Raw genomic sequence first — 13,980 nt, forward strand, 5'->3', positions numbered from 1 at the left:
TTTGAGGGTTCATTCCTCAAAATTAGTACTTAATTGTACTTTAGTACTTTGAAAACTGTATAACATTTAGTGATATGACATCATTTTATATATGAAGAAGATAACTTCTAAAAATATCATCGACAAGAAAAGTCTTTAAAATTACAAACTTTAAGCACTGGAATAAACTGAGTGAATACGAAGTTTGTTCAGTAGCGATAACTTTTAATAACTGGTCAAGTTATTAAGGGTGCAGGGCGGATGCCTTGGCACTAGGAGCCGATGAAGGACGCGATAAGCTGCGATAAGCTTCGGGGAGTTGCACGTAAACTTTGATCCGAAGATTTCCGAATGAGGAAACTCACTTAGAGTAATGTCTAAGTATTGTTAAGTGAATACATAGCTTAATGAGGGGAACCCGGGGAACTGAAACATCTAAGTACCTGGAGGAAAAGAAAGAAATTCGATTCCGTAAGTAGCGGCGAGCGAACGCGGATAAGGCCAAACCAATGAAGTTTTCTTCATTGGGGTTGCGGACATGCAACATGGATGCACTATCGTAAATGAAGAGAGTTGGAAAGCTCCGCCATAGAAGGTAATAGCCCTGTAATTGAAACGAGAAAGCTACTAGCATGATCCAGAGTACCACGGGACACGTGAAACCCTGTGGGAAGCAGGAGGGACCATCCTCCAAGCCTAAATACTACCTAGTGACCGATAGCGCATAGTACCGTGAGGGAAAGGTGAAAAGAACCCCGGGAGGGGAGTGAAATAGAACCTGAAACCCTGCACTTACAAGCTGTGGGAGCACATTTCTTGTGTGACCGCGTACTTTTTGTAGAACGGGCCAACGAGTTACGTTAAGTAGCAAGGTTAAGCACTTCAGGTGTGGAGCCGTAGCGAAAGCGAGTCTTAAATGGGCGACCTAAGTTACTTGACGTAGACCCGAAACCGGGCGACCTATCCATGAGCAGGTTGAAGCGAAAGTAAAATTTCGTGGAGGACCGAACCCACGAGCGTTGAAAAGCTCGGGGATGACTTGTGGATAGCGGTGAAATTCCAATCGAGCCCGGAGATAGCTGGTTCTCCCCGAAATAGCTTTAGGGCTAGCCTCAAGCGTAGAGAAACGGAGGTAGAGCACTGAATGTCCTAGGGGGTATTGCACTTACCGAAGACTATCAAACTCCGAATGCCGTTTTCTTTTACTTGGGAGTCAGACTGTGGGTGATAAGATTCATAGTCAAGAGGGCAACAGCCCAGATCGTCAGCTAAGGTCCCTAAATGTACGTTAAGTGGTAAAGGATGTGGGATTGCACAGACAACCAGGATGTTGGCTTAGAAGCAGCCACTCATTTAAAGAGTGCGTAATAGCTCACTGGTCGAGTGATCCTGCGCCGAAAATTTCCGGGGCTAAAACGTACTACCGAAGCTACGGCATCATTATGATGGGTAGGGGAGCTTCGTATGCAGGCTGAAGCATGACCGTAAGGACATGTGGACAGTATACGAGTGAGAATGTTGGCATGAGTAGCGAGACGTGGGTGAGAATCCCACGGGCCGTAAACCCAAGGTTTCCAGGGGAAGGTTCGTCCGCCCTGGGTTAGTCGGGACCTAAGCCGAGGCCGAAAGGCGTAGGTGATGGACAACAGGTTGATATTCCTGTACCGCCAATAAGCGTTTGAGAAATGGGATGACACAGTAGGATAAGCTAACCACACTGTTGGTTATGTGTGGCTAAGTACTGAGGCAGTCTAGATAGGCAAATCCGTCTAGATAATGCTGGGGTACGATGGGGAGCGAAATTTAGTAGCGAAGTAGCTGATTTCACACTGTCGAGAAAAGTCTCTATCGAGTTTAAAGGCGCCCGTACCGTAAACCGACACAGGTGGGTGAGGAGAGTATCCTAAGGCCAGCGAGAGAACTATTGTTAAGGAACTCGGCAAAATGACCCCGTAACTTAGGGAGAAGGGGTGCCATCCTTTGGATGGCCGCAGAGAATAGGCCCAAGCGACTGTTTACCAAAAACACAGGTTTCTGCTAAGTCGCAAGACGATGTATAGGAGCTGACGCCTGCCCGGTGCTGGAAGGTTAAGGGGATCTGTCAGGAGCAATCCGAAGCAGTGAACTTAAGCCCCAGTAAACGGCGGCCGTAACTATAACGGTCCTAAGGTAGCGAAATTCCTTGTCGGGTAAGTTCCGACCCGCACGAAAGGCGTAACGATTTGGGCACTGTCTCAACAATAGACTCGGTGAAATTGTAATCCCGGTGAAGATGCCGGGTACCTGCGACAGGACGGAAAGACCCCATGGAGCTTTACTGTAGCTTGACGTTGGGTCTTGGTACTACATGTACAGGATAGGTGGGAGACTATGAAGCATGAACGCCAGTTTGTGTGGAGTCATCCTTGGGATACCACCCTTGTAGTACTGGGATCCTAACCATAGGCCTTGAATCAGGTCTTGGGACACCGTCAGGTGGGCAGTTTGACTGGGGCGGTCGCCTCCTAAAAAGTAACGGAGGCGCTCAAAGGTTTCCTCAGCACGGTCGGAAATCGTGCGAAGAGTGCAAAGGCAAAAGGAAGCTTGATTGCAAGACATACAGGTCGAGCAAGGACGAAAGTCGGACTTAGTGATCCGGTGGTACCGCATGGAAGGGCCATCGCTCAACGGATAAAAGCTACCCTGGGGATAACAGGCTTATCTCCCCCAAGAGTCCACATCGACGGGGAGGTTTGGCACCTCGATGTCGGCTCATCACATCCTGGGGCTGTAGTAGGTCCCAAGGGTTGGGCTGTTCGCCCATTAAAGTGGTACGCGAGCTGGGTTCAGAACGTCGTGAGACAGTTCGGTCCCTATCCGTCGCAGGCGTAGGAAATTTGAGGAGACCTGTCCTTAGTACGAGAGGACCGGGATGGACGTACCTCTGGTGTACCAGTTGTTCTGCCAAGGGCATGGCTGGGTAGCTATGTACGGAATGGATAAGCGCTGAAAGCATCTAAGCGCGAAGCCAACTTCAAGATAAGATTTCCCACCGTAAGGGTAAGACCCCAGGAAGACTACCTGGTTGATAGGTCGAAGGTGTAAGTGCAGTAATGTATTTAGCTTATCGATACTAATAGGTCGAGGACTTGACCAATAAATGTTTGAGCAACGGATATGACTGAAGCGAGAGCGAAGGAATATCGTTGGCGACATGAATGAAATGAATTTTCATCTCTAAATGATATACAGTTTTCAGAGTATTAACTCTAAAAAATAAAGATTATGTGGTTATTATAGCAAAGAGGATACACCTGTTCCCATTCCGAACACAGAAGTTAAGCTCTTTAGCGCTGATGGTACTTGGAGGGCGACCTCCTGGGAGAGTAAGACGTAGCCACGTAATCTTTTTTATTTTATAAAAAATAGAAAATTTGTAAGCAGAAAAGAGCTGTATCTAAAAGATATTAGCTCTTTTTATTTTAAAAAAATAGTCATCATATTATTATATAATTCATAGGATATTAAGTGGAAAAATTTATAGAAAATAATATTAAAAACATTAAGATGTATTATAAAAAATAATTTTTATATAAAAAAATAATTAATTAGCTGAAAAACGCCTTAATTTAAGTGAGGTGATTTTTGAATATATATATTCTTTTTAATTTGTTTTTACAAATTTATCTTATTTATTAAGAAACTTAACTAAATGTATTTGAAATTAAAGTAAATTAGTCTATAATCTTTAATATTAAAAGAATTAAGGGGGAAGATTGAGATTATGCTTAAAAAATTTAACAAAGTACTAGTTGCAAATAGAGGAGAAATTGCTATAAGGATATTTAGAGCATGTTCTGAGTTAGGTATAAAGAGTGTTGGTATATATAGTAAAGAAGATAAATATGGATTATTTAGAACAAAAGCAGATGAATCTTATCTGATAGGAGAAGACAAAGGTCCAATAGATGCTTACTTAGATATAGATAGTATAATCGATTTAGCTAAACAAAAAAATGTAGATGCCATACATCCAGGGTATGGATTTTTATCTGAAAATCCAGAATTTGTTCGTAAATGTGAGGAAAATGGCATAGTATTTATAGGTCCGTCAGCCGATATAATGAATATGATGGGAGATAAAATAAATTCTAAACAAATCGCAAAAGAAGTTGGAGTATCAACTATACCTGGTATAGATAAATCTATAAAAACAGCTGAGGAAGCTAAACAAATAGCTAGCGAAATAGGGTATCCTATAATGATTAAAGCCTCTAACGGTGGTGGCGGAAGAGGGATGCGAATCGTATATAACGAATCAGATTTAAAAATTGAATTTGAAACTGCACGTAGTGAATCTAAGAAGGCATTTGGTGAAGATATTATATTTATAGAAAAATATATATCAAATCCTAAGCATATAGAAGTACAAATTTTAGGAGATAAAGAAGGAAATATCGTACATTTACATGAAAGAGATTGCTCTGTTCAAAGAAGACATCAAAAAATAATTGAGTATGCACCAGCTTTTTCTTTGGATGAGAAGTTAAGAGAAAGTATATGTAATGATGCAATAAGATTAGCAAAGCATGTTGGATATGTGAATGCTGGAACGCTAGAATTTCTTGTAGATGAAAATGGAGAATACTATTTTATAGAAATGAATCCTAGAATTCAAGTTGAGCATACTGTAACAGAAATGGTAACAGGTGTGGATATAGTTCAAAGTCAAATATTAATAGCTCAAGGATATAGATTAGATAGTGAAGAGATAAACATTAAATCTCAAGATGATATAGAAATAAGAGGTTACTCAATACAGTGTAGAATAACAACAGAAGATCCAAAAAATAAATTTATGCCTGATACAGGTAAAATCCAAGTATATAGAACAGGATCTGGATTTGGTATAAGACTAGATGGAGGTAATGGTTTTACAGGGGCTAATATAAGTCCTTATTATGATAGTTTATTAGTTAAAACTATATCTTGGGATAGAACATTTAAGGGAGCAATAAATAAGACTATAAGATCTATTAAAGAATTTAGAGTAAGAGGTGTTAAAACAAACATAGGATTTTTAGTAAATGTTTTAAATAATCCTATATTTGTTGATGGAAAATGTAGTACTAAATTTATTGATGAAAACCCAAACTTATTTGAAATAAGAGAAAGCAAAGATAGAGGAACAAAGTTACTTCAATTTATAGGTAATGTAGTAGTAAATGAAAATAAATGTGAAGAAAAACCAACGTTTGATCCTTTGTATAAACCTAAGTTAGACAAAGTTAGAACAAATATAGAAGGAAGTAGAGACTTATTCAATAAACTAGGAAAAGAGAAATATATAGAAAGTATAAAAAATGAAAAAAAATTACTTTTAACAGATACAACTATGAGAGATGCGCATCAATCATTACTTGCTACTAGATTAAGAACTTATGATTTATTAAAAGTGGCAGAACCTACTAATCAGTATATGAAAGATTTATTTTCACTTGAAATGTGGGGAGGCGCAACTTATGATGTTGCTTATAGATTTTTAAATGAATCTCCTTGGCTGAGACTTCAAAAACTAAGAGAGTCTATACCAAATATTATGTTCCAAATGTTATTTAGAGCATCTAATGGTGTCGGATATAAAAACTACCCAGACAATGTTATAGAGCAATTTATAAAAGAATCTGCTCAAAAAGGAATAGACGTATTTAGAATATTTGATTCATTAAACTGGGTTGAAAATATGAAACCATCTATATCAGCTGCACTAGAAACTGGGAAAATAGTAGAATCTACTATGTGTTATACAGGTGATATCCTAGATCCAAGTAAATCTAAGTATAACTTAGAGTATTATGTCAAAATGGCACAAGAATTAGAAAGTCTAGGTTCAGATATAATATGTATAAAAGATATGGCTGGATTGTTAAAACCATATGCAGCATATACACTAATCAAAGAGCTTAAGAAAAATGTTAAAGCTCCGATACACCTTCATACACATGACACGAGTGGAAATGGTATAGCTACGTGCTTAATGGCATCAGAGGCAGGTGTAGATATAGTAGATGGTGCATTAGAAACAATGGCAGGGCTTACAAGCCAACCTTCTTTAAATGCTATTATAGAAGCGCTTAGAAATACAGATAGAGATACAAATATAGATTTACACGGATATGAAGAAGTTGGAAGTTATTATAGAGACTTGAGAAAAGTGTATTCTAAATTTGAAAGTGGGCTTTGTAACCCTTCTGCTGAAATCTATAAATATGAGATACCAGGAGGACAATATACAAACTTAAAACCACAAGCTGAAAGCTTAGGTTTAGGAAATAAATTTGATCAAGTAAAGGAAATGTATAAAGAAGCAAATGATATACTTGGTGATATTATAAAAGTTACACCATCTTCTAAGGTTGTAGGAGATTTAGCTATATTTATGACTAAAAATAAACTTACTAAAGAAAATATAATAGAAGAAGGCGAAAAACTATCTTTCCCTGATTCAGTATTAGATTATTGTAAAGGAATGATAGGTCAACCAGAAGGTGGAATACCAAAAGAGATTCAAAGAGTTGTATTAAAAGGGGAAACGCCTATAAATGTGAGACCGGGAACTCTTATTCCACAAGAAGACTTTGATGCTGTTAAAAAATATTTAGATGATAAATTTAATATGGATACTAATATAAGAAATATATTAAGTTATACATTATATCCAAAAGTGTATGAAGACTATTTAAAACATCTTCAAGCATATAATGATATTTCTAAACTAGAAAGTCATGTATACTTCTATGGACTAAACAAAGGTGAAGAGTGTGAAGTAGAGATAGAAGAAGGAAAAGTATTAACTATAAAATTAATTGATATAGGTGATGTAAAAGAGAATGGGAATAGAACTATAGTGTTTGAATTAAATGGGATGATAAGAGAAATAGAAATAAAGGATAATAATTATTCAGGAAATATAAAAGATATTGTAAAAGCAGATATGAATGACACGCTACAAATAGGAGCAAGTATACCTGGGAAAGTAGTTAAAATATTAGTTAATGAAGATGATGAAGTTAAACAAAATCAACCATTAATAATAATAGAAGCCATGAAAATGGAAACTATAATTGTTGCTAAAACGGATGGCATAATTAAGTCTATAAAAGTTAGCCAAGATGAATTAGTTGGAGATAAGCAGTTATTAATTAGAATGAAAAAATAAAAAATATAAAACCCATAAATCTAAAGATTTATGGGTTTTATATTTCTAAAAATTTTAAATAGAAGTTTTTTATGAATAATATATTAACAAAATGGAAATATTTCAATTACAACTTAAAAATTTAAAATATAATTACTACTTTAGTTATTATATTTTTATTTTATGTTCCTCGAGAAACATCATACAAATAAATATGTAATAATTTAATTAAATATAAAAATAAAATAATATAGAAATAATAAATGGAATCATATAACAAAAATTGAATATATATTTATAAATATAAAATATTTATTAAACAACTTCTATATTAAAAAGTCCATATTTAATGAATAATAAAGAGAGGAATAATCCATTAAATGGAGAATAATTAATTGTACCAAATATTATTTAAAGACTTAAATTAATTAGTTATTTCCCAAGAAATAATTATTAGTACATTCACGAGAAGCTTAGATATTAGGTTTTAAATATTATATAACCTTAAAAACTTATGAAAAGCTAATCGCGGGAATTGCATATCAGTAAAATCACATCACCACCTGCAACTACAAAAGAAAAGTTTACAGTCTTATTAGAAGTATTGATCACAGGATTAACTTAAGTAAGTCAATGTAACATTAAATTTTGTATAAATTTTAAAAGGTAGGTGCTTATATGAAGGTCTATGAGAGTAATATGTTAAGAAACATAGCAATACTAGGTCACAGTGGGTGTGGAAAAACAAATCTAATTGATGCAATAGCTTATACATCAAATCTGACAAATAAGATACCTAAAATAAATGACAAAGTTAATATGACATATAGTATGGGGTTAACTCCAGTAGAGTACAACGGATATAAATTTAATTTATTAGATACTCCAGGATACTTTGATTTTAGTGGAGATGTTATATCATCTCTTAAGGCAAGTGATGCAGCTATAATAGTAATAGATGCTACAACTGATATTCAAGTTGGTACAGAAAAATCTTTGGAATTGACTAATAGTATCCCTAAAATAATGTTTATCAATAAGATAGACAACGAAAAAGCGAGATATAAAGACACATTAGCAATGTTAAGGGAAAGCTATGGAAATAAAGTAGTTCCTATGATTATACCAATATATAAAAATAAACAATTTATCAAACTACATAATGTATTTGAAAATATGGATGATTTAGAAGGTGAATTTAAAGATGAAGCTATTAGTGTAAAAGAAGCTTTAATGGAACTTATAGCAGAAACAGATGATGAAATATTAGATAAGTATTTCAGTGGTGAAGAATTAACATCAGAAGAAATTCAAAAAGGTATAACTATAGGTATGCAACGTGGAGATATAATACCTGTAATATGTGGATCAACAATAAATAATATAGGAACTGGTGAAATATTAGAAACTGTATCTAAGTATTTACAACCTAGGTACAATGATTCAAAAAATATTTTTAAAGGTCAAATATTCAAAACTATGGTTGACCCATTTATAGGTAAAATGTCATATTTGAAAGTTACACAAGGTAAAATTAGGAAAGATATAGAAATATTTAATTTAAATAAGTCTGTAAAAGATAAAATATATAATTTATATACAATGAAAAATAATGAGCTCTTAGAAGTAGATTGTGCTGAATGTGGTGATATAGTTGTTTTAACTAAAACAAGTTCTCTTCAAACAGGAGATACTATATCTTTAGATAGAGATGGAGATGCGATAGAAGATTTAGGGCTACCTAAGCCGCAAATATACTATGCTGTAGTACCTAAAAATAAAGGAGATGAAGATAAGGTGGCATCTGCTTTAAATAAGGTAGTAGAAGAGGATCCTACGATAGTTTGGTATAGGAATTCAGAAACAAAGCAAGCTCTTGTAGGTGGTCAAGGAGAACTACACATAAATACTGCTAAGAATAAAATGAAAGAAAAGTTTGGTGTAGATGTAGAATTAAAAGACTTAAAGGTTGCATATAGAGAGACTATAAAAGGTTGTGCAGATGTTCAAGGTAAACATAAAAAACAATCAGGTGGTCGAGGACAATATGGTCACGTTAAAATAAAGTTTGAAAAAAGTAAAAATGAATTTGAATTTGCAGAAGAATTATTTGGAGGATCTGTACCTAGACAATATGTACCAGCGGTAGAAAAAGGTTTGAAAGATTCTATGACAAAAGGTATATTAGCTGGTTTTCCAGTTATAAATATAAAAGCGACTTTATATGATGGATCATACCATGATGTAGATTCTTCAGAAATGGCATTTAAGTTAGCTGCCAATATAGCATTTAAAAAAGGAATGGAAGAAGCACAACCAGTTTTATTAGAGCCTATTATGAAATTGAAAATAACAGTTCCTGAAAATTATATGGGAGATGTTATGGGGGATATAAACAAAAGAAGAGGTAAAATACTTGGAATGGAGCCTGATGAAAATGGAAAACAAGTTATATACGCTCACGCCCCACAAGCAGAAACATTCAAATATGCTATAGATTTAAGAGCAATGACACAAGGAAGAGGATATTTTGAAATGGAATTAGAATCATACGAAGAAGTTCCAAATCAAATAGCTCAAAAAATAATAGAAGGTGTAAATAATAGATAGTATAAATTAATTTAAATATAAAGGCTCTGGATATTTTAAATCTAGAGCCTTATTTATTATAAAGTTTTTGTTGAACGAAAGTTATAAATGAAAGTGTAACTTTAGATAAAAAAATGCATATACATTATATATTAACTAAACATTTTAAAATATAGAATAACTTAAAATTATTATAAACAGTTTGGAAGAAAGAAGGGAGGAGAATGAATGTATTTTAATAGATTCACTCAAAGAGCTAAAAGAGCAATAGATTTAAGTTTAGAATCAGCACAAAATTTAGGTCATAAAGTTGTAGGAAGCGAACACATATTATTAGGACTTATAAAAGAAAAAGAAGGAATAGCTGCTAAGGTTTTATTAAAATTAGGTATGACTGAAGAACTAATAGAGAAAAGAATAATAGCGATAGAAGGGAAGGTTGATTCCAAAGAGGAAGATATCACCTTAAGTCCTAGAAGTAAACAAATATTAGAACTTTCAGGAATGTTCGCTAATAAATTAAAAAGTAATTATATAGGTACTGAGCATATTTTGCTAGCTATAGTTCAAGAAGGTGAAGGAATAGGTATTAAAATATTAAATGCTGAGGGTATAGATGAAAGAACAATAGTTCAACTGATAATTGATATGATGGGATTAGATGAATATACAGCTAGCAAAGAGAGTGAGATTAAAAGTTCAAATTCAACTAAGCAAAAAGAAGGTTCTACAAAATTATTAGATAAGTATGGAAGAAACCTTACACAGCAAGCCTCTCGAGATAAAATAGATCCGGTTATAGGTAGAGAAAAAGAAATAGAAAGAATAATACAAATACTAAGTAGAAGAACTAAAAATAACCCAGTTTTAATAGGAGATCCAGGTGTAGGAAAAACATCTGTAGCAGAGGGATTAGCTATTGACATTTCAAAAGGAAATGTACCAGAAAACTTAAGAAATAAAATATTATATACTTTAGACATGGGTGCAATGCTAGCTGGAGCAAAATATAGGGGTGAATTTGAAGAGAGAATAAAACAAGTAGTAGAAGAAGTAATAAAACATGGAAATATAATTTTATTTATAGATGAACTACACACTATTATAGGTGCAGGAGCTACAGGCGAATCTACAATCGATGCCTCGAATATATTAAAACCTGTATTAGCAAGAGGTGAAATTCAAGTTGTAGGAGCTACGACTATAGATGAATATAGAAAACATGTAGAAAAAGACCCAGCTTTAGAAAGAAGATTTCAGCCTGTTATGATAAATGAGCCTACTAAAGAAGATACAGTGAAAATTTTACACGGATTAAGAAAAAAATATGAAGAACATCATAGAGTTAGAATAGCAGATGAAGCAATAGAAGCAGCTGTAAATTTATCAGTTAGATATATAACAGATAGATTTTTACCTGATAAAGCGATAGATTTAATAGATGAAGCTGCATCAAGAGTAAGATTAAGAAAGTCAGCTCCCCAAATAGAGATAAAAGGATTAGAGGAAGAGATAAAAAGTATAACAAAGAAAAAAGAGGAAGCTGTAAAATTTCAAGATTTTGAAAAAGCAGCGAAAATAAGAGATGAGCAAGATCATTTAAAGAAACAGTTAGAGGAAGTAAAACAACAATGGAATGAAATGTCTAAATACACTGATGAAGTAAATGCTGATGTTATAGCAGAAGTAGTTGAATTATGGACTGGAATTCCTGTTAACAAAATAGTAGAAGAAGAGTCTGAAAGGCTTTTAAACCTAGAAGAAATATTACATCATAGAGTAATAGGTCAAGATCAAGCTGTAAAAGCCATCTCTAGCGCTATCAGAAGGTCAAGGGCAGGTCTTAAAGATCCTAATAGACCTATAGGTTCATTCTTGTTCCTAGGACCAACAGGAGTTGGAAAAACAGAATTATCAAAAGCTTTAGCTGAAGTACAATTTGGCGATGAAAATCAAATAATTAGAATTGATATGTCTGAGTATATGGAAAAACATGCAGTATCAAGACTTATAGGATCACCTCCTGGATATGTCGGTCATGAAGAAGGAGGACAATTAACAGAAAAAGTTAGAAGAAGTCCTTATTCTGTTGTATTATTTGATGAGATAGAAAAAGCACACTCAGATGTATTTAATATATTATTACAAATACTAGATGATGGAAGATTAACTGATTCTAAGGGCAGAACAGTAGATTTTAAGAATACAATAGTAATAATGACATCTAATGTTGGAGCAACTAAGATAAATAAAGAAAAAGTTTTAGGATTTTCTACAAATAAAGATCATGGATCAAAGATGAAAGATAGTTATGAAAAAATGAAAGAAAATATAATGGCAGAACTTAAAAAGAGATTTAGGCCAGAATTTTTAAATAGAATAGACGATATAATAGTATTCCACTCTTTAGTTGAATCTCATATAGCTCAGATAGTAAAATTAATGACTAAGGATCTAATCCAGAGATTAAAAACAATGGAAATAGATTTTCAAATGAGCGAAGAAGCAATAAAATTAATATCTGAATCTGGATTTGATTTAGAATATGGAGCTAGACCCCTAAAAAGAGCAATTCAAAAGGAATTAGAAGATCAATTATCAGAAGCTATATTAAAAGGCGAGGTTAAAAAGGGAAGTACAGTTATAGCAGAAACTGAGGATAATAAGATAGTATTTAAATGTAAATAGTAGTAATATATAAGAGGGGGGATATTCTCCCCTCATTTTAGTGTAAAAAATTATTTTTAAATTTAAAATATATTATAAAAAATATTTTAAATTAAATTTTATCAATTTACATAATATATATTAGGTGTGTTAGAATTAAAGAGGACTAAACAAATTAAAGGTGATTTAAATATGGCGAAAATAAAAACAAAATACGTATGTCAAGAATGTGGTTATGAAACATCAAAGTGGCTTGGTAAATGCCCTGAATGTACGAAATGGAATACTTTTGTAGAAGAAATAGAGCAAAAAGGCTTAAAAAAAGATATATTTATTATAGATAAATCTTCTTCAAAACCTGTAAGTATAAATTCTATACAAACTAGAGAAGAAGAACGCTTTTCAACATGTATAAATGAGCTAGATAGAGTGCTTGGAGGAGGCGTAGTAAAGGGATCCTTAGTTCTTGTAGGAGGGGATCCTGGGATAGGAAAATCAACATTATTAATACAGGTATCTAGTAATGTTGCAAATTCAGGAAAAAGGGTACTTTATATATCGGGAGAAGAATCTGAATCACAAATAAAAATGAGGGCTCAAAGATTAGGAATTAATTCCGATAATTTATATATATTTGCAGAAAATAATTTAAGTATTATAGAATCCCAATTAGAAAGCATAGATCCACAATTAATAATATTAGATTCTATTCAAACTGTATATAGTCCTGAAATATCATCAGCACCAGGTACTGTAAGTCAAATTAAAGAAGGAACTTCGAAATTTATGAAAATTTCGAAAAAAATGGGTATATCAACCTTTGTAGTTGGACATGTAACAAAAGAGGGTTCTTTAGCTGGACCTAAGCTTCTAGAGCATATGGTTGATACAGTGTTATATTTTGAAGGAGAGAGATATAATACCTATAGATTAGTTAGAGCTGTAAAAAATAGATTTGGGTCAACTAATGAATTAGGCGTATTTGAAATGAGGGATTTAGGATTAGTGGAGCTTGAGAATCCATCAAAAATACTAATATCAGAAAAGCCAAAAGATGTAGCAGGATCAGTAATTATATCGACAGTAGAAGGAACTAGACCAATGCTTCTAGAATTACAAGCTTTAGTATCTCCTACAAGTTTTGGTATTCCAAAGAGAACTGCAACAGGTGTAGATTATAATAGAGTATCCATGCTATTAGCGGTACTTGAAAAACGAGTTGGTCTTCAGATACAAAACCAAGATGTATATTTAAATATAGTAGGTGGAATAAAAATTAATGAACCTTCTATAGATTTAGGTATAATCATAGCCGTGGCTTCAAGTTTTAGAAATATAAACGTAGATGAAAAGATAGTAGTTACAGGCGAAGTTGGTTTAACTGGTGAAGTTAGAGCTGTAAGTTATATAGAAAAAAGAATAGCAGAGTGCAAAAAATTAGGCTTCACGAAAATGATAATACCGAGAAGCAATTATGAAGTAGTAAAAGATGTAAAAGGAATAGAAATATGGCCAGTTGATAACTTAAGACAAGCTATAAATATAGTACTAGGGGGTAATAAATAATA

The 13,980-nt window shown here is 33.4% G+C and carries 4 protein-coding genes and 2 rRNA genes; all 6 read left to right on the forward strand.

Annotated features, from left to right (window positions below):
- The first annotated feature begins 213 nt into the window (after window positions 1-213).
- The 6 genes from NWE74_RS12035 (at window position 214) to radA (ending at window position 13,978) form a co-directional block, all read left to right on the forward strand.
- Window positions 214-3,115 (forward strand): 23S ribosomal RNA (locus NWE74_RS12035).
- 129 nt (window positions 3,116-3,244) lie between these two features.
- Window positions 3,245-3,361: ribosomal RNA gene (rrf, locus tag NWE74_RS12040) — 5S ribosomal RNA — on the forward strand.
- Between the two features lie 381 nt (window positions 3,362-3,742).
- The gene (locus NWE74_RS12045; protein ID WP_258243301.1) at window positions 3,743-7,177 is read left to right on the forward strand and encodes a pyruvate carboxylase; all 3,435 of its coding nucleotides are present in this window, start codon (window positions 3,743-3,745) and stop codon (window positions 7,175-7,177) included.
- A gap of 657 nt (window positions 7,178-7,834) precedes the next feature.
- The gene (locus tag NWE74_RS12050; RefSeq protein WP_258243302.1) at window positions 7,835-9,766 is read left to right on the forward strand and encodes an elongation factor G; all 1,932 of its coding nucleotides are present in this window, start codon (window positions 7,835-7,837) and stop codon (window positions 9,764-9,766) included.
- Between the two features lie 207 nt (window positions 9,767-9,973).
- A complete protein-coding gene (locus NWE74_RS12055; protein WP_258243303.1) occupies window positions 9,974-12,433 on the forward strand; it encodes an ATP-dependent Clp protease ATP-binding subunit in 2,460 nt (819 codons plus the stop codon).
- 171 nt (window positions 12,434-12,604) lie between these two features.
- Entirely contained in the window at window positions 12,605-13,978 is a 1,374-nt protein-coding gene (gene radA, locus NWE74_RS12060; RefSeq protein ID WP_258243304.1) for a DNA repair protein RadA, read from the forward strand.
- Window positions 13,979-13,980 lie beyond the last annotated feature (2 nt).

Origin of the sequence: Romboutsia lituseburensis, assembly GCF_024723825.1 — a bacterium.
Classification (GTDB): domain Bacteria; phylum Bacillota; class Clostridia; order Peptostreptococcales; family Peptostreptococcaceae; genus Romboutsia_F; species Romboutsia_F lituseburensis_A.